Annotated in this window: 20 protein-coding genes; 9 read left to right on the top strand and 11 right to left on the bottom strand. The window is 71.9% G+C overall.

Annotated features, from left to right (window positions below):
* Nucleotides 1-118: 118 nt before the first annotated feature.
* The 3 genes from ACZ4NB_RS23615 to ACZ4NB_RS23625 form a co-directional block, all read right to left on the bottom strand.
* On the bottom strand, nt 119-1,579 hold the full coding sequence (locus ACZ4NB_RS23615) for an aldehyde dehydrogenase family protein (RefSeq protein ID WP_467664465.1): 1,461 nt from the start codon (nt 1,577-1,579) through the stop codon (nt 119-121).
* A gap of 192 nt (nt 1,580-1,771) precedes the next feature.
* On the bottom strand, nt 1,772-3,424 hold the full coding sequence (locus ACZ4NB_RS23620) for a PucR family transcriptional regulator (RefSeq protein WP_467664467.1): 1,653 nt from the start codon (nt 3,422-3,424) through the stop codon (nt 1,772-1,774).
* A 204-nt stretch (nt 3,425-3,628) separates the two neighbouring features.
* On the bottom strand, nt 3,629-5,677 hold the full coding sequence (locus ACZ4NB_RS23625) for a type IV secretory system conjugative DNA transfer family protein (RefSeq protein ID WP_467664468.1): 2,049 nt from the start codon (nt 5,675-5,677) through the stop codon (nt 3,629-3,631).
* On the opposite strand from ACZ4NB_RS23625, the gene ACZ4NB_RS23630 reads away from it, so the two are divergent.
* The 3 genes from ACZ4NB_RS23630 to ACZ4NB_RS23640 all read left to right on the top strand — a co-directional run bounded on the left by ACZ4NB_RS23630 (nt 5,676) and on the right by ACZ4NB_RS23640 (nt 8,721).
* Complete coding sequence (locus ACZ4NB_RS23630) at nt 5,676-5,804, top strand: hypothetical protein (RefSeq protein ID WP_467664470.1); 129 nt, start codon at nt 5,676-5,678, stop codon at nt 5,802-5,804. The two genes, ACZ4NB_RS23625 and ACZ4NB_RS23630, sit on opposite strands and share 2 nt — an antisense overlap.
* A gap of 314 nt (nt 5,805-6,118) precedes the next feature.
* Nucleotides 6,119-7,468: a 4-aminobutyrate--2-oxoglutarate transaminase gene (gene gabT, locus ACZ4NB_RS23635; protein ID WP_467664472.1), complete on the top strand. Its 1,350-nt coding sequence runs from the start codon at nt 6,119-6,121 to the stop codon at nt 7,466-7,468.
* A gap of 575 nt (nt 7,469-8,043) precedes the next feature.
* Nucleotides 8,044-8,721 (top strand): phosphatase PAP2 family protein, encoded by a 678-nt coding sequence (locus ACZ4NB_RS23640; protein ID WP_467664474.1) that lies wholly within the window; start codon nt 8,044-8,046, stop codon nt 8,719-8,721.
* Between the two features lie 119 nt (nt 8,722-8,840).
* Here the strand turns inward: ACZ4NB_RS23640 and ACZ4NB_RS23645 are convergent, their stop codons facing one another.
* The 6 genes from ACZ4NB_RS23645 to ACZ4NB_RS23670 form a co-directional block, all read right to left on the bottom strand.
* A complete protein-coding gene (locus tag ACZ4NB_RS23645) occupies nt 8,841-10,259 on the bottom strand; it encodes an NAD(P)/FAD-dependent oxidoreductase (protein ID WP_467664476.1) in 1,419 nt (472 codons plus the stop codon).
* A gap of 5 nt (nt 10,260-10,264) precedes the next feature.
* Complete coding sequence (locus ACZ4NB_RS23650) at nt 10,265-11,128, bottom strand: ABC transporter permease (RefSeq protein WP_467664478.1); 864 nt, start codon at nt 11,126-11,128, stop codon at nt 10,265-10,267.
* Nucleotides 11,128-12,066, bottom strand: a complete 939-nt coding sequence (locus ACZ4NB_RS23655) for an ABC transporter permease (protein ID WP_467664480.1) — start codon at nt 12,064-12,066, stop codon at nt 11,128-11,130. Before ACZ4NB_RS23655 ends, ACZ4NB_RS23650 begins: the two co-directional genes overlap by 1 nt.
* Nucleotides 12,063-13,226, bottom strand: a complete 1,164-nt coding sequence (locus ACZ4NB_RS23660; RefSeq protein ID WP_467664482.1) for an ABC transporter ATP-binding protein — start codon at nt 13,224-13,226, stop codon at nt 12,063-12,065. The genes ACZ4NB_RS23655 and ACZ4NB_RS23660 overlap by 4 nt, the downstream gene beginning before the upstream one ends.
* Before the next feature lie 79 nt (nt 13,227-13,305).
* Nucleotides 13,306-14,553, bottom strand: a complete 1,248-nt coding sequence (locus tag ACZ4NB_RS23665) for a polyamine ABC transporter substrate-binding protein (protein ID WP_467664484.1) — start codon at nt 14,551-14,553, stop codon at nt 13,306-13,308.
* Nucleotides 14,554-14,677: 124 nt separating this feature from the next.
* Nucleotides 14,678-16,204: a gamma-aminobutyraldehyde dehydrogenase gene (locus ACZ4NB_RS23670; protein ID WP_467664486.1), complete on the bottom strand. Its 1,527-nt coding sequence runs from the start codon at nt 16,202-16,204 to the stop codon at nt 14,678-14,680.
* Nucleotides 16,205-16,405: 201 nt separating this feature from the next.
* Between ACZ4NB_RS23670 and ACZ4NB_RS23675 the strand changes: the two genes are divergently transcribed.
* Both ACZ4NB_RS23675 and ACZ4NB_RS23680 read left to right on the top strand, forming a co-directional pair.
* Entirely contained in the window at nt 16,406-17,029 is a 624-nt protein-coding gene (locus ACZ4NB_RS23675) for an NADAR family protein (protein ID WP_467664488.1), read from the top strand.
* Nucleotides 17,030-17,082: 53 nt separating this feature from the next.
* Nucleotides 17,083-18,231 carry an adenosine deaminase gene (locus ACZ4NB_RS23680; protein ID WP_467664490.1) on the top strand — a complete coding sequence of 383 codons (1,149 nt, stop codon included), beginning with the start codon at nt 17,083-17,085 and terminating at the stop codon, nt 18,229-18,231.
* 91 nt (nt 18,232-18,322) lie between these two features.
* Here ACZ4NB_RS23680 and ACZ4NB_RS23685 read toward each other — a convergent pair whose 3' ends face one another.
* Both ACZ4NB_RS23685 and ACZ4NB_RS23690 read right to left on the bottom strand, forming a co-directional pair.
* Nucleotides 18,323-19,504: an ABC transporter substrate-binding protein gene (locus ACZ4NB_RS23685; protein WP_467664492.1), complete on the bottom strand. Its 1,182-nt coding sequence runs from the start codon at nt 19,502-19,504 to the stop codon at nt 18,323-18,325.
* 146 nt (nt 19,505-19,650) lie between these two features.
* A complete protein-coding gene (locus ACZ4NB_RS23690; RefSeq protein WP_467664494.1) occupies nt 19,651-21,105 on the bottom strand; it encodes a gamma-aminobutyraldehyde dehydrogenase in 1,455 nt (484 codons plus the stop codon).
* 177 nt (nt 21,106-21,282) lie between these two features.
* On the opposite strand from ACZ4NB_RS23690, the gene ACZ4NB_RS23695 reads away from it, so the two are divergent.
* From ACZ4NB_RS23695 to ACZ4NB_RS23710, 4 genes are all read left to right on the top strand, one after another.
* Entirely contained in the window at nt 21,283-21,756 is a 474-nt protein-coding gene (locus tag ACZ4NB_RS23695; protein ID WP_018087114.1) for an Lrp/AsnC family transcriptional regulator, read from the top strand.
* A gap of 2 nt (nt 21,757-21,758) precedes the next feature.
* A complete protein-coding gene (locus tag ACZ4NB_RS23700) occupies nt 21,759-23,120 on the top strand; it encodes an aspartate aminotransferase family protein (protein WP_467664496.1) in 1,362 nt (453 codons plus the stop codon).
* A 215-nt stretch (nt 23,121-23,335) separates the two neighbouring features.
* Complete coding sequence (locus ACZ4NB_RS23705) at nt 23,336-24,076, top strand: ABC transporter ATP-binding protein (protein ID WP_467664498.1); 741 nt, start codon at nt 23,336-23,338, stop codon at nt 24,074-24,076.
* A complete protein-coding gene (locus ACZ4NB_RS23710) occupies nt 24,058-25,230 on the top strand; it encodes a hypothetical protein (RefSeq protein WP_467664499.1) in 1,173 nt (390 codons plus the stop codon). Before ACZ4NB_RS23705 ends, ACZ4NB_RS23710 begins: the two co-directional genes overlap by 19 nt.
* Nucleotides 25,231-25,321: the final 91 nt, after the last annotated feature.

The following is a 25,321-nucleotide window of genomic DNA, read 5'->3' on the forward strand; positions in this document are numbered from 1 at the left end:
GTGCCGGAGCGCGCCGCGTCGGGGCCGGCGCCGGGGGGTGCGCCGGCCGGGTCCGGACGGTGATACGGCCCAAGGCACGGCCGTCGCTGTCCACCGGTCCGGACCGGGTCGGGGTGGGTCAGAGGGCCAGGCCGGTGAGGACCAGGACCCGCTCGTAGGTGTAGTCGTCCATCGCGAAGCGCACGCCCTCGCGGCCCACGCCGGACTGCTTGACGCCGCCGTACGGCATCTGGTCGGCGCGGTAGGACGGCACATCGCCGATGACCACGCCGCCGACCTCCAGCGCGCGGTGGGCGCGGAAGGCGGTCTGGGTGTCATGCGTGAAGACACCGGCCTGGAGGCCGAACTTGGAGTCGTTGACGGCCGCGAACGCCTCGTCCACACCGTCGACCTTGGTGAGGGTGAGCACCGGGCCGAAGACCTCCTCGCAGGCGAGGGTGGCGTCGGCGGGCACGTCCGCGAGGACGGTCGGCGCGTAGGAGGCGCCGTCGCGCTTGCCGCCGGCGAGCAGCTTCGCACCGCGCTCGACGGCCTCGTCCACCCAGGACTCGACGCGCTTGGCCGCGTCCTCGTTCACCAGCGGGCCGACCTCGGTCGCGTCGTCCGACGGGTCGCCGGTGACCTGCGCCTCGACGGCCGCCACGATCTTCGGCACGAGCCGGTCGTACACGGACGCGTCGGCGATGACCCGCTGCACCGAGATGCAGGACTGACCGCCCTGGTAGTTGGAGAAGATGGCGATCCGCTGCGCCGCCCAGTCCAGGTCCGCCTCGGAGGACCAGTCGGGCAGCACGACGGCCGCGCCGTTGCCGCCGAGCTCCAGGGTGCAGTGCTTGCGCGGCACCGAGTCCAGGATCGCGTAGCCGACCTTCTCGGAGCCGGTGAAGGAGACGACCGGCAGCCGCTCGTCCTGGACCAGCGCCGGCATCCGGTCGTTGGGCACCGGGAGGATCGACCAGGAACCGGCCGGCAGGTCGGTCTCGGCCAGCAGCTCGCCGAGGATCAGACCGGAGAGCGGGGTGGCCGGGGCCGGCTTGAGGATGATCGGGGCGCCGGCGGCGATGGCCGGGGCGATCTTGTGGGCGCAGAGGTTCAGCGGGAAGTTGAACGGCGCGATGCCCAGGACCGTGCCGCGCGGGAAGCGGCGGGTCAGCGCGAGCCGGCCGGCGCCGCCCGCGTCGGTGTCCAGGCGCTGGGCCTCGCCGCCGTTGAAGCGGCGGGCCTCCTCGGCCGCGAAGCGGAACACCGACACCGCCCGGCCGACCTCGCCGCGGGCCCACTTCATGGGCTTGCCGTTCTCGGCGGAGATCAGCCGGGCGATCTCCTCCGTACGCTCCACCAGCCGGCGCTGCACATGGTCCAGGGCGGCGGCGCGGACGTGCGCGGGGGTCGCCGCGAACTCGTCCTGGACCGCGACGGAGGCGGCGACGGCCTCCTCGACCTGGGCCTCGGTGGGAACGCTCACCGTGCCCACGAGACGTCCGTCCCAGGGGGAGGTGACATCGAAGGTGGCCTCGCCGGTGGCCTTGCGGCCGGCGAGCCAGAAGGCGGTGGGGGCTGCATCAGTGGGGATCGGCACAGTGGAACCCGGCCCTTCAGAAGTGGTGAGTGGTGCGCATCGCTCAGCGAGCGGCTGTGCGGTGGTGGGTCTGCCACCACGGTAGGGGTGCGGCGCCGCCATGGCGTTTGTCCGAAGCGTAGAAATCAGGGGGTGTGTCTCTCCGCCGTGGAGCGGGCGGAGGCGCGGGTTCCCCGTGCGGGCGGGCGGGCCCTACTCCCCCTGGGGCGCCGAGGTGGCCTTCAGGGCCAGCCACAGCTCCATCCGTACGTCCGCGTCGTCCAGCGAGCGCCCCAGGATCTCCTCCACCCGCCGCATCCGATAGCGCAGCGTGTGCCGGTGGACGCCCAGGTCGGCGGCGGCCGCGTCCCACTGGCCGTGCCGGGCCAGCCAGGCGCGCAGGGACTCCACCAGGTCGCCGCGGCCGGTCGCGTCGTGCTCGCGCAGCGCCCGCAGCAGCCCGTCCGCGAACGCCCGCACCGCGTCGTCGGCGAGCAGCGGCAGCACCGATCCGGCCGCCACGTCCTCGTGCTCGACCAGGGCGCGCCCGCGCCGCCGGGCCACCGACAGCGCCTGCTCGGCCTGCCGGTAGGCGTTCGCGGCGGCCGTCGGGCCGGTCGGCGCGGACAGTCCGACGGCCACGCCGGCACCGCCGTGCGCCGCCTCGGCCCGCCCCGGCCGCCCGCCCGAGCGCGCCTGCGCACCGGCCCGGGCCTCGGCCTCGGCCGCGTACGCGGCGCAGGCGTCGGCCGCCGCGCCGCCGTCCGCGACCAGCACGATCAGCCGGTCGCCGTCCGGGACGGCGAGCACCGCCTCGCCGGTCCGGGCGGCGGCGGAGTCCATCGCGTCGGCGAGCGCGTCCAGCACCCCGGCGGAACCGGCCGCCGCGGCCTCGCCCGGCGACGGCTGGTCGTCGGCCGCCGCGGGCTCGGCGACCACCACCCGGAACGGGGCGTCCAGCAGCCCCCCGTAGAGCCGTCCCGCGACCGCCCGCGCATGGTCCGGCTCCCCCGCCAGCAGCATCTTGAGCACCGCGGCGCCCAGCCGCTGCTCGGCGTCCTGCAGCGCCCGGGACCGCTCGGTGGTCAGCGTCAGCAGCGCGACCGCGGAGTGCACGGCGTAGCGCTCGGCCGTCCCCAGCGGAGCGCCGGTACCCACCGCGAGCACACCGCGGGCCCGGCGCCCGGTCCCCAGCGACTGCAGCTCCACCCGGTCGTCGCCGTCGGTGTCGCTGACCACCGAGCTGGCGGGCGCGGGCCGCCCGCGCAGCCGCGCCACGTCGTCCTTGAGGTGGGCCGCGCGCCGCGCCGCCCAGTCCGGGGCGGCGGCCACCACGGCCCCCGACGCGTCGTACAGCGCGGCCCAGCCGTTCAGATGCGCGGCGAGCCGGGCCAGCAGCTCGGCCGGCCCCTCCGCGCTGAGCGCGGCCCGGGTCAGCTCCCGCTGCGCCTCGAACCCCGCCGTGACCGCCCGGTACTGGTCCGCGGCGACCGCGGCCGAGACCGCCTTGCTGATCGCGATGAACGGCGTCCTGCGCGGCACCCCGAGCAGCGGCAGCCCCTGCTCCCGCGCCGCCTCGACCAGCGGCTGGGGAACGTCCTCGTAGTTCACCCCGACCGCGAAGCCCAGCCCGACCACACCGGCCTCCGCGACCCGCCGCACATACCGGCGGGTCGCCTCCGCGTCCTCCGCGTCCAGCTTGAGCGCGGTGATCAGCAGCAGCTCCCCGCCCTCCATGTAGGGCACCGGATCGATCAGCTCACTGGCATGCGCCCAGCGCACCGGGACATCCAGCCGCTCCTCGCCCGCGAGCACGGTCAGCTTGAGCGCGGTGTGGTTGACCAGGGAAGCGAGGGTGTGCGGCATGAGACCTTCGATGGCTTCGACAACGGCGATGGCCGGGGCGACCACCGATGGTGTGCACCGCCCCGTATGAACGGCCCGTGTCGATTCTGCCTCAGCGGACGAATCCGGGGAGCCCCCACCGCGGCCAAGGCCGCCCGCCGACCGGCAGAACACCGGCCGGCCCCCCGGGGACGACCGGCATCCGGGCACGAAGCCAGGGGGTGGTCAGGAGCGGAGGTCTACTAGGACGGGTGGGGCGTGCTCCCCCGCCACCGACGTCACCGACAGCACCGCATGCCCGGCCGGGACGGAGTTCGCGAGGTCGGAGGCGGACCAGCGCTCGCGTTCCACGGTGCGTACGGTGACCGCCTTGGCGGTGGCCGCCTTGCCGGTGACCAGGTGGCGGACGACGTGGAAGGCCTTCATCGCGGCGCCCTCGGCGATGATCTGCCGGTCGGTGACGTCACGGGTCTCCACCCATTCCTTGCCCCAGACCTCGGCGAACCGCGCACCGTCCCAGGTCGTCACGCCCGCGAACGCCATCCGGCAGCCGACGGCGCCGAGCAGCGTGCCGCGCAGCGCGTCACGGACGTCGTCCAGGGAGCGCAGCGTCAGCACCACACCGGCGTTCGCCGAGCGCAGCCGCTGCAGTCCGCGCAGCGCCTCGGCGGTGACGGTGTGCGCGGCCTCGTCCAGCACCAGGCAGGCGAACAGGGAGCGGTCGGTACGTGCCACCGCGCACTCGGTGAACTGCGCGAGGACGAGACGGGCGAGGATCCGGGAAGCCTCCGCATGGCCGCGTTCGGGCAGTTCGATGCGGACCCGCAGCGGATGGTCGAGGGACCGCAGCGAGACCTGGCGGGTACGCCCGGTCGGGTCGAAGTACGCCGCGAAGGCGGGCCGGTCCAGCAGGGCGATGCGGTCGGCGAGCAGGACGGCGAGATCGCCGGCGCGCTGCGACTGACGGGCCCGGGCGTCCAGTTCGCGCAGCAGGGTGTGGGCGCCGGAGTCCTCCAGACAGGTGCGCAGCGCGGCGATCGCCTCGGGCGCGCCGTCCAGCAGTTCGCGCAGCTCGGGCACGGTGGGGAAGCGGTCGTGCGCGGCCCGGAAGGGCCCCAGCAACTGGGCCAGCACGGTGGCCGCGCGTCGACTGTCGCCACCGGGCAGCTGCTCGGCGAGGTCACCCACCAGCGCCTCGGCCAGGATGCCGGCCGCCTCGTCGGGGTCGGTGGTGCCGCCGTAGAGATCGAGGTCGCACTCCGGGTCCGGGCGGCCGACCCGGATCACCACGTCGAACGCGTCATCGGGACCGAGGTCGGATCCGGCCGGCCCGACCGCGATCACCGCGCACTGCCCGGCCAACGCCTGCAGGCACATCGACTCCACGACCGGCTTGACGACGCGGGTGGTCTTGCCGCTGCCGGCGGGGCCGACCGCGAGCAGCGAAGTGCCCAGCAGGTCCGGCTCCAGGGCGCAGCCGACCCCGCGGTGCTGGTAGGGGTTGCGGATGTGGTCGACGGCGGTACCGATACGGACCTGACGGGCGAGCAGGTCGTGGTGCGCGGTCCGGCGGGGCAGGTCGCGCTGCCCCGAGGGGTGCGCACAGGCCGCCGCGCCGTGCCGGAGCACGGTGTCGGTGAAGGAGGACAGGGAGTTCCTGCCGGAGCGCACCGAGCCCCAGGCGCGCTCGATCCGCGCCACGTCCACATCGTTCATCCGGCCGGCGCGGGCCTCGGTGGCGAGCTTGTCGGCCGCGTCCGGGGCACCGTGGGCGCGCAGTTCGGGCCACTGCGCCGGGTCGGCGGCGGGCTGGGGCGTGGGGGCGGGAGCCGAGGAGCGAAGGCGGCGGACGAGCGGTCCCAGGGAGCGGCGGGCGAGTTCGGGCCAGCGGCCCAGGCGGCCGAAGATCGTGGCCAGGAGCGCCACCACGAGCCCGTTGTAGAGGTACGCGGCCCAGACGTAGTTCATCTGGTCGCCGCCGGCCTCCCGCCAGGAATCCGGTGTCAGCAGGAGCAACGGCAGGAGCCAGTAGTCGCCCAGGTAGCCGTTCCACAGCAGCGACCACACCAGCCATCCGCACAGGAACGAGATGACCGCGCCGACGACCAACTGCCGTCCGGGGATGCGGTCGGGCTCCTCCGCGGGCCGGGGGAGGTGCCCGAAGGTCCAGATCCCCGGCGCCGACGCTGGCCGGGCACTGCGCAGCCAGGCCAGCAACGCCGGCTCGCACGCGGCGGGCCCGGCGGCCGGAGCGGCGGGCGGGACCGCGGGCATGGCGGGCACACCGGGCGGAGCGCTCGGCGGTGGCGGTGTGCGCGGTGCGCTGGCCGACTCCGCGGGTGGCGCCGCGGGGCGCGGCACCGTGGGTTCGGACCGGTGCGCACCGCCGGCCGGCTGGTGAGCGGTGTTACGTGCGTCGTGCGTGCCCTCGGTGTCCATCCGGTGCCCTTGTCCCCCTTGAGCCGTGGCCTGGTGCGTGGGCGGGCCGGCTGATGTGTCGTCGGCGGCCGCCCTGCCATTGTCATGCCCGCGTTCCCGCCCACCGCTGCCCGGCGCGCCGTCGCTCAATCTACTGGCCGTCGTCGCTCGCTATGTCCGGTGCGGACAACGCAACACGCGCACTTCTCCCGAACGGAACATGCCAGACCCACCCGGCCGCCCCTAACCTGCGAGAAAAGACCTCTGTACGTCCTCGTTCCACCCCAGGAGACTGCCATGACCGAACTGTCCGGAGGCCCCGGCCTCCCCCAGGAGCGTCGCGTCGTCACCGCGATCCCCGGCCCGAAGTCGCAGGAGCTGTGGGCCCGTAAGCAGGCCACGGTGGCCGCCGGCGTCGGGGCCGTGCTGCCCGTCTTCGTCAAGCGCGCGGGCGGTGGCGTCCTGGAGGACGTGGACGGCAACTCCCTGATCGACTTCGGTTCGGGCATCGCGGTGACCTCGGTGGGCAACAGCGCGGAGGCGGTCGTGCGCCGGGCCACCGCGCAGCTCGCCGACTTCACCCACACCTGTGCGATGGTGACGCCGTACGAGCCGTACATCGAGGTCTGCGAGCAGCTGGCCGAGCTGACCCCGGGCGACCACGCCAAGAAGTCGGCGCTGTTCAACTCCGGTGCGGAGGCCGTCGAGAACGCCGTCAAGATCGCGCGTGCGTACACCAAGCGGCAGGCCGTGGTCGTGTTCGACCACGGCTACCACGGCCGGACGAACCTCACCATGGCGCTGACCGCCAAGAACATGCCGTACAAGCACGGCTTCGGCCCGTTCGCCCCCGAGGTCTACCGCGTCCCCCTCGCCTACCCCTACCGCTGGCTGACCGGCCCGGAGAACTGCGCGCAGGAGGCCGCCGAGCAGGCCATCTCGCAGATCACCAAGCAGGTCGGCGCGGAGAACGTCGCGGCGATCATCATCGAGCCGGTGCTCGGTGAGGGCGGTTTCATCGAGCCGGCGAAGGGCTTCCTGCCCGCCATCGCCGACTTCGCGAAGGAGAACGGGATCGTCTTCGTCGCGGACGAGATCCAGTCCGGCTTCTGCCGTACGGGCCAGTGGTTCGCGTGCGAGGACGAGGGCATCGTGCCGGACCTGATCACCACGGCCAAGGGCATCGCCGGCGGTCTGCCGCTGGCCGCCGTGACCGGCCGCGCGGAGATCATGGACGCCGCGCACGCGGGCGGTCTCGGCGGTACGTACGGCGGCAACCCGGTGGCCTGCGCCGCGGCGCTCGGCTCCCTCGAAACCATGCGCGAGCAGGACCTGAACGCCAAGGCCCTGCGGATCGGCGAGGTCATGAAGGCCCGGCTGACCGCGATGGCCGAGAAGTACGACGTCATCGGCGAGGTCCGCGGCCGCGGCGCGATGATCGCGATCGAGCTGGTCAAGTCCGGCTCCAAGGACCCCAACCCGGAGGCCACCGGCGCGCTCGCCAGGGCCTGCCACCAGGAGGGCCTGCTGGTGCTGACGACCGGTACGTACGGCAATGTGCTGCGCTTCCTGCCCCCGCTGGTCATCGGCGAGGACCTGCTCAACGAGGGCCTGGACATCCTTGAGGCGGCGTTCGCCAAGATCTGATCCAGAGCGGGCCAGGCGGTCCGCCGAAGGGTTCCCGGCGTGGCCCGGGGTGCGGCCGGTGCCGCGCCCCGGGCCACGCCCGTTCGCCCGCCCGGGGGCGGCGATCCGCCCGCCGTCGAGGCGGACGCGCGTAGCTGGACGTACGGCGTGAAGAAGATGTGCGGGGCCAATGGCGGCCGGGTGATGCGGCTGTCCGGTGCGCTCGCCGTGCCGTACGGTTTCTGCAGATGAGAGAAACACCCCGCTCGCAGGGGACTGCGGGCGACGCCCGGTCGGCGCTTCCCCGGCTCCGATCTGGCCGTGCCCTCGCGCACGACACCGGAACCCCTGGAATGGGGGGCTCTGGGAATCCTCACCGATCGGATGTCCGCTCGCCCCATACCCCCCGGGGCGCGCGGGACACCGATCAGCGCGGCCGCCTCGGAACCACCCCCCCTGTTCCGGGGCGGCCGATCCCTTCTTCCGGCCGGCTCTCTCCCGGCCCGTCCTCTCCCGGCTCGCCGGACCGCTCGGCCCGGGGCCCACGCCGCCTCTCACCGCTGCTGGTCGCACTCGCCAGTGCGGCCCTCTTCGCCGTGCTCACCTGGCAGGTGGCCGGCCACGGCCCGCTGCGCGCCCTCGACGAGCGCCTGGGCCGCGCCGTCGCCGCCGGTGCGATCCCGTCCTCCGCCGCCGAGTTCCTCGCCGACCTCGGTAATGCGACGGTCGCGGTGCCCGTGCTGCTGATGGTGGTGGTGTGGGCCGCGTGGCGGGGGTGGCGCGGGAGGAGCCGGGCCGCGACACACGAGGGCCCCGTCGCACGCTGGTGGCTGCCGCCGCTCGCCGCCGCGCTGGCACCGGCCGCGGTACCGGCACTGGTCGCCCCGCTCAAGCTCTGGCTCGCCCGGCCGGGCCCGCCCGCGATGGCCGGTGCCGGGCACGACGGCTTCTACCCCTCGGGCCACGGCGCCACGGCGGCGGTCGCCTACGGCGTGGCCGCGCTGCTGCTGACCCGGGGTCAGCAAGGGCGGGCGGGAAGCCGGGCCACCCGCGCCCGCACGCTCGCGCCCGCCGCCGGGGCCGTCCTGCTCACGCTCGGCGTCGGCGTCGGGCTGGTGCGCCGCGGCTACCACTGGCCGTTGGACGTACTCGGCAGCTGGTGCCTGGCCGGCGTGCTGCTCGCGGCGTGGTGCGCGGTGTGCGGCCGGTGGGACCGGGCGACGGACGACAGCGGTGCGGCGCACGACGGCGGTGCGGCGGGCGGCGGACGCTGACGCGGTCGGCCGGTCCGGCGGAGCGGGCGGGCGGCCGCGGGGCGACCCGTCGAGGGCGCGCAACCACCGCCACGCGCCCCCGGCGAGCGTCAACGCATCGCGTCCGCCCGTCCCTTGTGTCAGCTGTCGAACCCCAGGCCCAGCTTGTCCATGCCCTTCAGCCACAGGTTGCGGCGACCGCCGTGGGTGTCGGCGCGGGTCATCGACCACTGGGTGATGCCGATGCCCGCCCAGCGCAGCGGCTCGGGCGGGAAGGGCAGCGGCTTGCTGCGGACCATCTCCAGTTCGGTGCGCTCGGTGCGCTCCCCGGCGAGCAGATCGAGCATCACCTCGGCGCCGAAGCGGGTGGCACCCACGCCGAGCCCGGTGTACCCGGCCGCGTAGGCGACCCGGCCGGCGTGCGCGGTGCCGAAGAAGGCCGAGAAGCGGGAGCAGGTGTCGATGGCGCCGCCCCAGGCGTGGCTGAAGCGCAGGCCCTCCAGCTGCGGGAAGCAGCGGAAGAAGTGCCGGGCGAGCTTCTCGTAGGTGGCCGGGTGGTGGTCGTACTCGGCCCGTACGCCGCCGCCGTAGCGGTAGACGATGTCGTAGCCGCCCCACAGGATGCGGTGGTCGGCGGTGATGCGGAAGTAGTGGAAGTGGTTGTTGCTGTCGGAGAGGCCCTGGCGGTTCTTCCAGCCGATGGCGGCGAGCTGCTCCTCGGAGAGCGGCTCGGTCATCAGCGCGTGGTCGTAGACCGGGGTGATGTACGGGCGTACCCGCTTGACCAGGGACGGGAAGGCGTTGGTGCCGAGCGCGACATGGCGGGCGAAGACCCGCCCGTAGGGGGTGCGGACGGCCATGCCCAGCCCTTCGGAGGCCAGCTTGGTGGCGCGGGTGCGCTCGTAGATGCGCACGCCGAGGCCGAGGCATGCCTGCTTCAGGCCCCAGGCGAGGCGGGCGGGGTTGAGCATGGCGACGCCGTCGCGGTCCCACAGGCCGGCGCGGAAGGTCGGTGAGTCGACCTCGGCGCGCAGTTCGTCCTGGTCGAGGAAGGTGTGCCGGTCCAGCCCGAGCTCGGCGGCGTCCTTGGCGGCTTCCTTGAGCTCGGCGATCTGGTGGGGCTCGGTGGCGATGTCGATCTCGCCGGTGCGCTCGAAGGAGCAGTCGATGCCGTAGCGGGCGACCGCGTCCTCGATGGCGTCGAGGTTGTGGATGCCCAGCTCTTCGAGCGTGGCGAGTTCGCCGGGCCAGCGGGCCAGGCCGTTGCCGAGGCCGTGGGTGAGGGAGGCGGCGCAGAAGCCGCCGTTGCGCCCGGAGGCGGCCCAGCCGATCTCGGCGCCCTCGACGAGCACCACATCGCGCTGCGGGTCGCGCTCCTTGGCGATCAGCGCGGTCCACAGTCCCGAGTAGCCGCCGCCGACCACCAGCAGATCGCAGGTCTCGTCGCCGACGAGGGCCGGCAGGGCCTCGGGGCGGGCGGGATCGTCCAGCCAGAAGGGGGTGGGGGAGGCGTCCGCGAGTGCGTGGACGGGGGACGGGTTCATGGCAGCTCGTGCCATGGTTCTCAGCTCCTCTTGCGCCTGTTGCGGCGGTTCCCGGCCAGTTGGCCGACGACTACGCACAGCACGGCGACCAGGAACATCGCCGTACCGATGACATTGATCTGAACGGGCGTGCCCCGCTGCGCCGATCCCCAGACGAACATGGGGAAGGTCACGGTGGAGCCGGCATTGAAGTTGGTGATGATGAAGTCGTCGAAGGACAGGGCGAAGGACAGCAGGGCGCCGGCGGCGATTCCGGGCGCGGCGATCGGCAGCGTCACCCGCAGGAAGGTCTGCACCGGGGAGGCGTAGAGGTCCTGGGCGGCCTGCTCCAGCCGCGGGTCCATGCTCATCACGCGTGCCTTGACGGCGGTGACGACGAAGCTCAGGCAGAACATGATGTGCGCGATGAGGATCGTCCAGAAGCCGAACTGGATGCCCATGTTGAGGAAGAGGGTCGCCAGTGAGGCGGCCATGACGACCTCGGGCATGGCCATCGGCAGGAAGATCAGGGTGTTGACGGAGGACCGCGCGCGGAAGCGGTAGCGGGCCAGCGCGAAGGCGATCATGGTGCCGAGCGCGGTCGCGCCGAGGGTGGCCCACAGGGCGATCTGCAGGCTCAGCCCCAGCGAGCCGCACAGGTCGGCGACCCCGCACGGATCGGCCCAGGCGTCCGTGGAGAAGCGCTGCCACTGGTAGTTGAAGCGGCCGTTGGGCTTGTTGAAGGAGAAGACCAGCACGATGACGTTGGGCAGGATCAGATAGCCCAGCGTGCACAGGCCCGCGATCACCACGATGTTGCGGCGCAGCCAGCGCAGGGCCTTGCCGGGCGGGCGGGCGGCCGTGGCCGCGGTCGGTCGGGTTGCCGTCGTTTCGGTGGCCGCCATCAGACCAGGTCCTCCGTCCCGGACTTGCGGATGTAGATCGTGACCATGGCGAGGATGGCCGCCATGAGGATGAAGGAGAGGGCGGCCGCGGTCGGGTAGTCCAGGACCCGCAGGAACTGCGACTGGATGACGTTGCCGATCATCTTCTGGTCGGTGGAGCCCAGCAGTTCGGCGTTGATGTAGTCACCGGCCGCCGGGATGAAGGTGAGCAGGGTGCCGGCGACGACACCGGGCATGGACAGCGGGAAGGTGACCCGGCGGAAGGTGGTGGCCGGGCGGGCGTAGAGGTCGCCGGCGGCCTCGTGCAGGCGCGGGTCGATGCGCTCCAGCGAGGTGTAGAGCGGCAGGATCATGAACGGCAGGAAGTTGTAGGTCAGTCCGCAGACCACCGCGAGCGGGGTGGCCAGCACCCGGTGGCCTTCGGTGACGCCCAGCCAGCTGGTCACGTCCAGCACGTGCAGGGAGTTCAGGACGCCGACGACCGGTCCGGCGTCGGCCAGGATCGTCTTCCAGGCCAGCGTGCGGATCAGGAAGCTGGTGAAGAACGGGGCGATGACCAGGATCATCACGAGGTTGCGCCAGCGGCCCGCCTTGAAGGCGATGAGGTAGGCCAGGGGGTAGCCCAGGAGCAGGCAGAGCGCGGTGGCCACCGCGGCGTAGCCCACGGAGCGGACGAACTGCGGCCAGTACTCGCCGAGCGCGTCCCAGTACGTGGCGAAGTGCCAGGTGACCTTGAAGCCCTCTTCGAGGGAGCCGGTCTGGATCGAGGTCGACGCCTGGTAGACGAGCGGGGCGGCGAAGAAGACGAGCAGCCACAGGATGCCGGGCAGCAGCAGCCAGTAGGGCACGAGCCGCTTGCGGGCGGGCGTCCGGTGCGCCTTGGGGGGCGCGGACTCGGTCTGCCGGTCCGGTGGCACGGGGGTCTCGGTGAGGGTCACGCGGCCTCCTCGTCGAGGTCCGCGCCGGCCTGGATGTCCTGGGCGGCGTCCAGTCCGAAGGTGTGCGCCGGGTTCCAGTGCACGAGGACCTCCGCGCCGGGCACGAGGCGGCCGTCGCGCTCGATGTTCTGCTCGTAGACGGCGAGTTCGCCCAGGCCCGGCACGTCGACGACGTACTGCGTGGAGACGCCGATGAAGCTGGCGTCCTTGATGCGGCCGGGCAGCCGGTTGTGGCCGTCGGGACAGGCCCCGGCGTCGTCGGTGTGCTTCAGCGCGACCTTCTCCGGCCGTACGCCGGCCAGCACCTTGCCGCCCGTGCGGGCCGCCGCGCTGCATCGGGCGGCGGGCATCCGGAGCTTGGCGCCGGCGGCCGCGAGCAGCAGTTCCTCGCCGCCGGCCTCGACGACCTCGGCCTCGATGAGGTTGGAGGTGCCCAGGAAGTTGGCGACGAAGGTGGTGGCGGGGTTCTCGTAGAGGTCGGCGGGGGCGCCGAGCTGCTCGACCCGGCCGCCGTTCATCACGGCCACGGTGTCGGCCATCGTCATGGCCTCCTCCTGGTCGTGGGTGACGTGCACGAAGGTGATCCCGACCTCGGTCTGGATGCGCTTGAGCTCCAGCTGCATCTGGCGGCGCAGCTTGAGGTCGAGGGCGCCGAGCGGCTCGTCGAGCAGCAGCACCTGGGGGTGGTTGATCAGCGCCCGCGCGACCGCGACGCGCTGCTGCTGGCCGCCGGAGAGCTGCTGCGGCTTGCGGCGCGCCATCGGGCCGAGCTGGACGAGGTCGAGCATCTCCTCGACCTGCTTCTTGACGGACTTGATGCCGCGGCGGCGCAGCCCGAAGGCGACGTTCTCGTAGATGTCCAGGTGCGGGAAGAGCGCGTAGTTCTGGAAGACGGTGTTGACCTGCCGCTTGTAGGGCGGCAGGGCCGTGACGTCCTGGCCCGACAGCTCGACGGTCCCGGTGGTGGGCTCCTCCAGTCCGGCGATCATCCGCAGGGTGGTGGTCTTGCCGCAGCCCGAGGCGCCCAGCAGCGCGAAGAAGGAGCCCGCGGGGACGGTCAGGTCGAGCGGATGAACGGCGGTGAAGGAGCCGTAGGTCTTGCTTATCCCGTGGAGGCGGACGTCGCCGCCGCTGCTCTGGGGGGTCGCGGAGTGGGTCATGTCGGTCGTCCCGTGGGTCGGAGGGCGAAACGGCTCGGGCGGGCCTGGTGGGATCGTGGGGCCCAGGTCTCGGGGCGGCTCAGGCGCCGGTGAGGTCGGAGAACTTCTGGGCGAACTCCTTGCTCTCCTTGGCGTTCAGCGCGCGGAAGGAGTGGGACCGGGCGGCCATCTCCTTGTCCGGCAGGATCAGCGGGTTGTCCGCCGCTTTCTTGTCGATCTTGGCAAGCTCGTCGCGCACGCCGTCGACGGGGCAGACGTAGTTGATGTACGCCGCGAGCCGGGCGGCCACCTTCGGCTCGTAGAAGTAGTCGATGAGCCGCTCGGCGTTCTGCTTGTGGCGGGCCTTGTTCGGCACCATGAGGTTGTCGGTGGAGGTCATGTAGCCGGACTCGGGGATGGCGTACTCGATGTCCGGGTTGTCGCTCTGGAGCTGGACGATGTCGCCGGCCCAGGCGACACAGGCGGCGAGGTCGCCCTTGTCGAGGTCGGTGGTGTAGTCGTTGCCGGTGAAGCGGCGGATCTGCTTGGCGTCGACGCCCTTCTGGAGCCGGGCTATCGCCGCGTCGAAGTCGTCCGCGGTGACGTCCTCGGGGCTCTTGCCCATGTCCAGCAGGGTCAGCCCGACGCTGTCGCGCATCTCGGAGAGGAAGCCGACCCGGCCCTTGAGCCGCGGGTCCTCCAGCAACTGGCTCACCGAGTCGACCTTCCGGCCGCCGGTGGCCTTCTTGTTGTACGCGATGATCGCCGGGATGCCCTGCCAGACATAGGAGTGCGCCCGGCCCGGGTCCCAGGCCGGGTCGCGGAACTGCGGTGCGAGGTTGGCGTAGGCGTGCGGCAGATTGGCCGTGTCCAGCTTCTGGATCCAGCCGAGGGAGATCATCCGCGCGCACATCCAGTCGGTGAGCACGACCAGATCGCGGCCGGTGTCCTGGCCGGCCGCCAGCTGCGCCTGGACCTTCCCGAAGAACTCGTCGTTGTCGTTGATGTCCTCGGTGTACTTGACGGCGATGCCACTGCGCCGGGTGAAGGCGTCCAGCGTCGGATGGCGCTTTCCGTTGTCGCTGACGTCCATGTACTCGGTCCAGTTGGAGAAGTTCAGGCGCTTCTCCGCCCGGGAGTGGTCCGCGGTGCTGCCGGCGTCCGTACGGCCCGCGGGCGGGATGCCGCAGGCGCCGAGGGCCCCCAGGCCGCCGGCCGCGACGGCCATGGCGCTGCCCGCGCGCAGCAGTGTGCGGCGGGTCATGGCCAGCCGGCCGTTGGTCGCGCTGCGGCGGACGGCGGCGAGTTCGGCCGGGGACAGGGGTTCGGGCTGCTCGTGGTGCTCCATGCGCGGTGCCCTTTCGGGGGTGAGCCCGGCGCTCGGCCGGTGGTGACGGTGCCGCGCGGCGCTGGCCGCAGGGGTGGGGCCCGGGTGGGGGCGGGCCTGTGGGGGCTCGGTGAGGCCGGGTCGCTTACGGGCGGTCCCCGAAGATCGTCCGGTGCCAGTCCTTCCTGGCGACCGCGGTGTTGTCGTACATCACATGCTTGACCTGCGTGTACTCCTCGAAGGAGTAGGCCGACATGTCCTTGCCGAAACCGGACGCCTTGGCGCCGCCGTGCGGCATCTCGCTGATGATCGGGATGTGGTCGTTGACCCAGACGCAGCCCGCGTTGATCTCGCGGGTGGCGCGGCCGGTGCGGTAGACGTCCCGGCTCCAGGCGGAGGCGGCCAGCCCGTAGGGGGTGTCGTTGGCCAGCGCGATGCCCTCGTCGTCGCTGTCGAAGGGCAGCACGACCAGCACCGGGCCGAAGATCTCGGCCTGCACGATCTCGCTGTCCTGCGCGGCGTCGGCGATCAGCGTGGGCCGGTAGTAGGCGCCCTTGGCCAGCCTGCCGTCGCCGAACGCGGGGATCTCGCCGCCGGTGACGACGGTGGCGTAGCCGCGCGCCCGGTCGACGAAACCGGCCACCCGGTCGCGCTGGGCGTGCGAGATCAGCGGGCCCAGGTCGGTGGACGGGTCGAAGGGGTCGCCGAGCCGTACGGTCGCCATCAGGTCGGCGACGCCGCTGACGAACGCGTCGTAGAGCGGGCGCTGGACGTAGGCGCGGGTGGCGGCGGTGCAGTCCTGGCCGGTGTTGATCAGGGCGCCGGCGACCGCGCCGTGGACGGCGGCCTCCAGGTCGGCGTCGTCGAAGACCACGAAGGGGGCCTTCCCGCCGAGCTCCAGATGCAGCCGCTTGACGGTGCCGGTGGCGATCTCGGCGACGCGCTTGCCGACGGCGGTGGAGCCGGTGAAGGAGGTCATCGCGACCGAGCGGTGGCCCACCAGGTGCTCGCCAGCGTCCCGGCCCGCCCCGGAGACGATGTTGAGCACACCGTCCGGCAGCCCCGCGCGCTGCGCGGCCTGCGCGAACAGCAGCGAGGTCAGCGGGGTGATCTCGGCGGGCTTGAGGACGATGGTGTTGCCCGCGGCGATCGCCGGGAGCACCTTCCAGGCGGCCATCTGCAGCGGATAGTTCCACGGCGCGATGGAGCCGACGACGCCGATGGGCTCGCGGCGGATGACGGAGGTGTGGTCGGCGCTGTATTCGCCGGCCGCCTTGCCCTCCAGGTGGCGGGCGGCGCCGGCGAAGAACGCCGCGTTGTCGACCGACCCCGGCACATCGAACTCGTTGCTGAGCTTGATCGGCTTTCCGCAGTTCAGCGATTCGGCGAAGGCGAGGTCGGCGGCGTCCTCGGCGAGCGCCGCCGCGAAGCGGTGCAGGGTGTCGGAGCGCTCACCCGGGGTGGCTGTGCCCCACTCGGCGAAGGCCCGCTCCGCGGCCGCCACGGCGGCGTCCACATCCTCCGTACCTGCGAGTTCGTAGGAGTACACCGTCTCGCCGGTCGCCGGGTCGACGACGTCCTGGCTACGGCCGGAGCTGCCGCTGCGGAGGCTGCCCGCGATGAATTGCGCGCCCTCGGCGAACCGCTCGGTGACATCGAATCGGTGGTCCATGGTGCTCTCCTCCGCCGGGCGCCGGGGCCGCTCAGCGGCACTGCCTGGCGTAGCTACTTCCGGAATTGATGGCCGATCTTGACAGAGGAAAGCACCCTCAACAAGTGATTCCGTTGTTGCCTTTTGGTTACGCGACGAATTCTGCGATTTTCCCAGCAGCCACCCCGACACGTTGTCAGTGCCCGCTGACAGAATCCCGGCATGATGCACGACAACACGGGGGCCGGCGAGAGCGCCACGGCCGGGCAGGTCGCGGACGGGCCGCGCTCGGTCGAGGAGCTGCGCCGCGCGACCGCCGCCGGAAAGCGCATGAAATACCTCTATTTCTGGGGCCACCGCCCCCGGCGGGACGGCAGCCTCGGCGCGAGCTGCTTCAGCCAGTGGTGGCCCTCCCCCTTCACGGTCGACGGTGTCCGCTATGCCACCGCCGAGCATTGGATGATGGCCGGAAAGGCCCGGCTGTTCGGCGACGCGGAGGCGGAGCGGGGCGCGATAGCGGCGGGCCACCCCGAACAGGCCAAGTCCTATGGGCGCCGGGTCCGCGGCTTCGACGAGGAGACCTGGCGGCGGCATCGCTACGACCTGGTCGTCGAGGGCAGTCTGCACAAGTTCGGGCAGGACGCCGATCTGCGGGAGTTCCTGCTGGGCACGCACACCCGGGTGCTGGTCGAGGCCAGCCCGCTGGACCGGATATGGGGTATCGGCCTGGCCGCCGACGACGAGCGCGCCCTGGACCCGGCGCGCTGGCGGGGGCTGAATCTGCTGGGCTTCGCGCTGATGGAGGCCCGCCGGCGGCTGCGGGAGCCGGCCGGCAGGCAGGAGTAGGGCGCGGGCCGGCGGGAGCGGCCGGCGACGCCGGCACGTCGGCAGACCGGCCGGTGGCCGACGGCCGGTTCCCGCCCTGCGGCCACCGGCCACCCCGGGCGCGCATAGCATGGCCAGGCCGTTCCGCGCACCCCCCACCACCCACCGACCAGGAGGATCCGTTGTCCGATCTCGATGCCTTCATCGCGGGCCTGCCCAAGGCGGAGCTGCATGTCCACCACGTCGGATCGGCCTCACCGCGCATCGTCTCCGCGCTGGCCGCCCGGCACCCCGACTCGGCTGTCCCCACCGACCCCGAGGCGCTGGCCGACTACTTCAGCTTCCGCGACTTCGCGCACTTCATCGAGGTCTACCTCTCCGTCGTGGACCTGATCCGCGACGCCGAGGACGTCCGCCTGCTGACGTACGAGGTCGCCCGGGACATGGCCCGCCAGCAGATCCGCTACGCCGAGCTGACCGTCACGCCCTTCAGCTCCACCCGCCGCGGCATCCCCGACGCCGCGTTCGTCGAGGCCATCGAGGACGCCCGCAAGGCCGCGGAGTCCGAGCTGGGCGTGACACTGCGCTGGTGCTTCGACATCCCCGGCGAGGCGGGCCTGGAGGCCGCCGAGGAGACCGCCCGGATCGCCTGCGACCTGCAGCCCGAGGGCCTGGTGTCCTTCGGGCTCGGCGGCCCCGAGATCGGCGTTCCCCGCCCGCAGTTCAAGCCGTACTTCGACCGCGCGATCGCCGCCGGGCTGCACTCCGTACCCCACGCCGGCGAGACCACGGGCCCCGGCACGATCTGGGACGCGCTGCGCGACCTGCGCGCCGAGCGCATCGGCCACGGCACCAGCGCCACCCAGGACCCCGAGCTGCTGGCGCACCTCGCCGAGCACCGCATCCCGCTGGAGGTCTGCCCCACCTCCAACATCGCCACCCGCGCGGTGCGCACCCTGGAGGAGCACCCCCTCAAGGAGATGGTCGAGGCCGGCGTCCTGGTCACCATCAACAGCGACGACCCCCCGATGTTCGGCACCGACCTCAACACCGAGTACGGCGTCGCCGCCCGTCTGCTGGGGCTGGACACCACGGGTCTGGCCGCCCTGGCCAAGAACGCCGTCGCGGCCTCCTTCATGGACGCCCCCGCCAAGGCCCGGCTGTCGGCCGAGATCGACGCGTACACGGCGTCCTGGCGCGGCCCGGTGACGCCCGGGGTGTGACCGCGGCCGATCGCCGCCGCCCGTCCGGCGCACCGTTGCCGGTCGGCGGCGGTGCGCGCCGGACGGAAGGTGACGGCAGGCCCTACAGCCCCTACAGCCCGACGATCCCGTTCCACTCCTTGGCGAACTCCGTCCGCTCCTTGGAGGTGATGTCCCGGGCGATGGCCAGTCGCTTGCGCATCGCGTCGTCGGGGAAGACCAGCGGGTCCTCGGCCAGCTCGGCGCGCTCCTTGTCCTTGGACGAGGCCAGCACATCGCGCGCGGCCGGGACGGGGCAGACGTAGTTGACCCAGGCGGCGAGGTCGGCGGCGACCTCCGGCCGGTAGTAGTGGTCGATCAGCCGCTCGGCGTTGCGCTTGTGGTCCGCGAGGTTGGGGATCATCAGGCTCTCCGCCCAGAGTTCGGCCCCCTCCTCCGGCACCACGAACTCGATGTCGGGGTTGTCCGCCTGGAGCTGGATCACATCGCCGGAGTAGGCCTGCGCGGCGAGCACGTCCCCGGAGTCCAGGTCCTTGATGTAGTCGTTGCCGGTGAAGCGCCTGATGTGGCCCTTGCGGACGAGGGCGCGGAGCTGGTCGGCCATGCGGTGGAAGTCGTCGCCGGTCCAGCGGGTGATGTCGACGCCGTTGCCCTGCATCAGCAGGGCGAACGCCTCGTCGAGGCCGGAGAGCAGGGTGACGCGGCCGCGCAGGTCGTTCTTCCACAGGTCGGCGGTGTGCCGGATCTCGCGACCGAGCTTCCTGCGGTTGTAGGCGATGCCGGTGATGCCGGACTGCCAGGGCACCGAGTGCGTACGGCCCGGGTCGAAGTGCGGGGTGCGCAGCAGCGGATCGAGGTAGCGGGCGACGTGCGGCTGGGCGCTGCGGTCCATCTCCTGGACCCAGCCCAGGCGGACGAAGCGGGCGCACATCCAGTCGCTGATGACGATCAGGTCGCGGCCGGTGCGCTGATGGTTCATCAGCGCCGGGCTGATCTTGCCGAAGAACTCGTCGTTGTCGTTGATCTCCTCGCTGTACGCGACGGAGATCCCGGTGCGCCGCTCGAACGCGTCGAGGGTGGGCCGGCGCTCTTCGTCGTGGTCGTCGACGTCGATGTACAGCGGCCAGTTGGCGAAGACGAGCCGGTGGTCGCCCGCCGAGCGGTCCGGGCCCGCGCGGTCCGCCGCCTCGACGTACGCGGGCGGCACCCCGCATCCGGTCATGGCGCCCAGCGCCCCCGTCACACCCATTGCGCCCATGCCCCGGAGCAGCCCCCGCCGCGAAAGATCAGCCATGGCGAGCACTCTCACGTGCCGCGGGCGGAGGCGGCAAGAGACAGAGCGTCAACTGCCGGGCCTCCGCCCGCGACGGTGTGTCGAGCGTTCCGTGCCGCTCGACGGTGCGGCTTCCCCGGGTCGGCCGGTCGGACCGGCCGGCCGGCTCAGCCGTCCAGCGAGGTCATCACGTGCTTGATCCGGGTGTAGTCGTCGAAGCCGTAGGCCGAGAGGTCCTTGCCGTAGCCGGACTTCTTGAATCCGCCGTGCGGCATCTCGGCGACCAGCGGGATGTGGGTGTTGATCCACACGCAGCCGAAGTCGAGGCTCTTGGACATCCGCATGGCGCGGGCGTGGTCCTTGGTCCACACCGAGGACGCCAGCGCGTACTCGACGCCGTTGGCCCACTCCACCGCCTGCTTCTCGTCGGAGAAGGACTGGACGGTGATGACCGGGCCGAAGACCTCCTGCTGGACGATCTCGTCGTCCTGCTTGAGGCCGGAGACGACGGTGGGGGCGAAGAAGTAGCCCTTCTCGCCGACCTGCTCGCCGCCCGCCTCGATCTTGGCGTGCGCGGGCAGCCGCTCGATGAAGCCCTTGACCTGCTTGAGCTGGTTGGCGTTGTTCAGCGGGCCGTAGAGCACGTCCTCGTCGTCGACCGCGCCGGTCTTGGTCTCCGAGGCGGCCTTGGCCAGCGCCGCGACGAACTCGTCGTGGATGGAATCCTGGACGAGCACCCGGGTGGCGGCCGTACAGTCCTGGCCGGCGTTGAAGTAGCCGGCGACCGAGATGTCCTCGACGGCCTTGGCGATGTCGGTGTCCTCGAAGACCACGACCGGCGCCTTGCCGCCCAGCTCCAGGTGGACCCGCTTGAGGTCCTTGGACGCGGACTCGGCGACCTGCATACCGGCGCGCACCGAACCGGTGATGGAGGCCATCGCCGGGATCCTGTGCTCGACCATCAGACGGCCGGTCTCACGGTCACCGCAGATGACGTTGAACACGCCGCGCGAGTGGCCGAGCTCGTCCAGCACGCTGCCGATGATGTCGGCGATCAGCACCGTCGAGGCGGGGGTGGTGTCGGACGGCTTGATGACGACGGTGTTGCCCGCGGCCAGCGCCGGGGCGAACTTCCACACGGCCATCATCATCGGGTAGTTCCACGGCGCGACCTGGGCGCAGACGCCGACCGGCTCGCGGCGGATGATGGAGGTGAAGCCGTCCATGTACTCGCCGGCCGAGCGGCCCTCCAGCATCCGGGCGGCACCCGCGAAGAAGCGGATCTGGTCCACCATCGGCGGGATCTCCTCGGAGCGTACGAGGGCGATCGGCTTGCCGCAGTTCTCGGACTCGGCGGCGATCAGCTCCTCCGCCCGCTCCTCGAAGCGGTCGGCGATCTTGAGCAGGACCTTCTGGCGCTCGGCCGGGATCAGGTCGCGCCAGGCGGGGAAGGCGGCCTCGGCGGCGGCCATCGCCGCGTCCACGTCGGCCGCGGCCGACAGAGGGGCGGTGGCGTACGCCTCACCCGTCGCCGGATTGACCACCTCCGTGGTCCGCCCGTCGGCGGCGTCCCGGAACTCCCCGTCGATGTAGTTGCGCAGACGACGCAGTGCGGTGGTCACTGTGCGCCCCCTTCAGTCAGATGTCCGGTGGTTTGGGTCCACCCTAGCCATGAAACCCACGCTTTCAACACACCCGCCACCCCGGAACAACGGAATCAGTGAAATTCTGATCGCGACACGACTAATTTCATCGGTTTGGGGTTGCAAGACCGACGAGGCTCGTGCACAGTGAGGGACGTGGCCACTCGTGACAGAAACGGCACCCCGTCGATCGACTCCGTCTCCCTGGCGATCATCGAGCAGCTCCAGGAGGACGGGCGCCGTCCGTATGCCGCAATCGGCAAGGCCGTCGGCCTGTCCGAGGCGGCTGTGCGCCAGCGCGTACAGAAACTGCTCGACCAAGGCGTGATGCAGATCGTCGCGGTCACCGACCCCCTCACGGTCGGTTTCCGTCGGCAGGCAATGGTCGGCATCAACGTCGAGGGTGACCTCGATCCCGTGGCCGACGCCCTGACGACCATGGAAGAAGTCGAGTACGTCGTCATGACGGCAGGCTCCTTCGATCTCATCATCGAGATCGTCTGCGAGGACGACGACCACCTGCTGGAAATGATCAACAAGCGGATCCGCACGCTTCCCGGCGTCCGATCCACCGAGAGCTTCGTGTACCTCAAGCTCCGGAAGCAGACCTACACCTGGGGAACGAGATAGCAATGAGCGGCGACCTCTCCAAGACGGCCTACGACCACCTGTGGATGCACTTCACCCGCATGTCGTCGTACGAGAATGCCCCCGTGCCCACCATCGTCCGCGGTGAGGGCACCAACATCTACGACGACAAGGGCAAGCGCTACATCGACGGCCTCGCCGGCCTCTTCGTGGTCAACGCCGGCCACGGCCGGGTCGAGCTCGCCGAGACCGCCTACAAGCAGGCGCAGGAGCTGGCCTTCTTCCCCGTGTGGTCCTACGCCCACCCCAAGGCCGTGGAGCTCGCCGAGCGCCTGGCCAACGAGGCCCCCGGCGACCTCAACAAGGTCTTCTTCACCACCGGCGGCGGCGAGGCCGTCGAGACCGCGTGGAAGCTGGCCAAGCAGTACTTCAAGCTCGTCGGCAAGCCGATGAAGCACAAGGTGATATCGCGTGCGGTCGCCTACCACGGCACCCCGCAGGGCGCCCTGTCCATCACCGGCCTGCCCGGCCTGAAGGCCCCCTTCGAGCCGCTGGTCCCCGGCGCGCACAAGGTGCCGAACACCAACATCTACCGCGCCCCGATCCACGGCGACGACCCCGAGGCCTTCGGCCGCTGGGCCGCCGACCAGATCGAGCAGCAGATCCTCTTCGAGGGCCCCGAGACCGTCGCCGCAGTCTTCCTGGAGCCGGTGCAGAACGCCGGCGGCTGCTTCCCGCCGCCGCCCGGCTACTTCCAGCGGGTCCGCGAGATCTGCGACCAGTACGACGTGCTGCTCGTCTCCGACGAGGTCATCTGCGCCTTCGGCCGCCTGGGCACGACGTTCGCCTGCGACAAGTTCGGCTACGTCCCGGACATGATCACCTGCGCCAAGGGCATGACCTCGGGCTACTCCCCGATCGGCGCCTGCATCATCTCCGACCGCCTGGCCGAGCCCTTCTACAAGGGCGACAACACCTTCCTGCACGGCTACACCTTCGGCGGCCACCCGGTCTCCGCGGCCGTCGGTGTCGCCAACCTCGACATCTTCGAGCGCGAGGGCCTCAACCAGCACGTCCTCGACAACGAGGGCAACTTCCTGAGCACCCTGCAGAAGCTGCACGACCTGCCGATCGTCGGCGACGTCCGCGGCAACGGCTTCTTCTACGGCATCGAGCTCGTCAAGGACAAGGCCACCAAGGAGTCCTTCAACGAGGAGGAGACCGAGCGCGTCCTGTACGGCTTCCTGTCCAAGGCGCTGTACGACAACGGCCTCTACTGCCGCGCCGACGACCGCGGCGACCCGGTCATCCAGCTCGCGCCGCCGCTGATCGCCGACCAGCCGGTCTTCGACGAGATCGAGCAGATCCTGCGCACGGTCCTCACCGAGGCCTGGACCAAGCTCTGACCGACGCACCACCTCCCGGTGGGCTGATACACAACTGAACACCCAGCGGCCCAGATTCACTCACTTCAAGCCATACGAGTGAATCTGGGCCGTTGTGCTGTCAAGCGACTAATACCAGGGGGCACCAGTCCTTACCGTGCTAGTGACCGATACCCTCCATGGTCGTTCACCCAGTTGGGGGAACGAGTCGACGCGAACAAGCAAGAGGTGCGCAGATGGTGGCCCCGCCTGACAACGACGTTCTCTGGGCACGCGGCCTGCACCACACGCACGGCGGCACCACCGCCCTCGCAGGGGTCTCCCTCGGCGTCCGCGAAGGCGAGATCCTCGCCGTCACCGGCCCGCGCGGCAGCGGCAAGACCACCCTGTTGAAATGCCTCTCCGGTCAACTCGTCCCGACCGAGGGCGAGGTGTGGTTCAACAGCGCCCCCGTGCACACGCTCTCCTCGCCCAGCCGCGAACGGCTGCGCCTGGACCGGTTCGGCTGGATCGACACCGAACCGCACCTCGTGCCCGAACTCTCCGCCTGGGAGAACGCCGCCCTCCCCCTGCTGCTGCGGGGCACCGGCAGCCGCTCGGCCAAGCACACCGCCCTCGAATGGCTGGACCGCCTCGACGTCGGCATGTGCGCCCGCCGCCGCCCCGCGCAGCTCGACCAGTCCCAGCGCCAGCGCGTCGCCATCGCCCGCGCGCTCGCCACCACCCCCCAGGTGCTCTTCGCCGACGAGCCCACCGCCCCGCTGCACCACGCCGACGGAACTCAGGTGCTGCGCACCCTGACCACCGCGGCGCGCTCGCACCAGATCACCGTGGTCCTGGCGACCCACGACCCCGGTGTCGCCACGCTCTCCGACCGCTCCCTCGCGCTCGTCGACGGCCGCCATTCGACCGAGGCACCCGCCACCACCGGCTCCTCCGATGAGGAAAGCAGGGCAGCGTGCTCGCTCTCCGTCTGACCCGCGGCTCGCACCCCCTCGTTCTGCTGCGTCGCCTCTTCGTCGCCGCCGCGGCGGCCGGCACCGGCTTCCTGCTGCTGTCCACCGTCGGCTACGCCGCCGGCCACCCGGCCACCGCCGACGAATCGCTGGTGCGCCTCCTGTGGTGCGCGGCCCCGCTCGCCGCCACCACCCAGTTCGCGGTCTCCACCGCCCGTACGGACCCGGCCGCCCGCCTCCAGCGCGGGATGACCGCCGCCGGTATGGGCCCCCTGCGCCTCACCCTCCTCGCCACCGCCTCCACCGCGCTCACCTGCTTCCTCGGTGTCCTCCTCGCACTGTTCGCCTTCCTCCGCCTGCGCGGCGACCTCGGCGGCCCGGGCGCCGCCTCGGCCCTGGGCGTCGACACCGATCTGCTCGGCTCGGGCCACCCGCTGCCGCTACCCGGCGCCCTGATGCTGCTGGCGCTCGTACCGCTGACCGCCGCCGCCGCGACCGCCGTCGTACTGCGCCCCCGCGACGAGAGCGGCATCCCCGACTTCGAGGCCCGCCACCGGACCGCCCCGCCCTCCGGGCTCCCGTGGGGCATCGCCCTGGCCGCGGCGGGCCTGGCCATCGAGGCCTACACCAGCTCCGGCACCCAAGGACACGGCGGCCTGCTGCCCCTGCCCGGCCGACTGGTCGGCAGCCCTCCGGGCGCACTGGCCGGCTGGGCCCTGTCCGCCTTCGGTCTCGTCCTGGCCGGCCCCGGCCTGGTGCATCTGTGCGGCCGGCTGCTGTGCGCGGGCCGTCCCGGCGCGCTGCGCCTGCTGTCGGGACGCGTGCTCCAGGAGGAGTCGCACCGCCTCGGCCGCCCGCTCGGCGTGCTGTGCGCCGTGGCCTCGGCGGTCTATGCCGCCGTAAAGGTCTACGAGTCCGCTCCCTCCCGTCCTTTCGGCCCGCTCACCGCCATCGGCGCGGCGGTCGTGCTCGCCTGTGTCACCGCCAGTGCCCTGACCGCCGCCTTCGAATCCCGCTCCGCCCGCGCCCGTACCACCGCCGCGCTCAGGCGCCTCGGTGCCTCCGCCTCCGTCCTCCACCGCGCCGCGGCCCTGCGCCTGCTGGCCCTGGTGGTCGTGCTCGCCCCGCTGACCTGGACCGTGGCGGAGATGGTGACGCTGCCGCTGGTGCGGTGAGGGTCCACGGCGTGGCCGGGGGAGCTTCGCGGCCGCGGCCCGCCGCCTGGTGGTGGCGACACCAGGTTCAGCACACACTCCCGTGCCGTCG

It is taken from the genome of Streptomyces sp. NPDC026575, assembly GCF_055567415.1.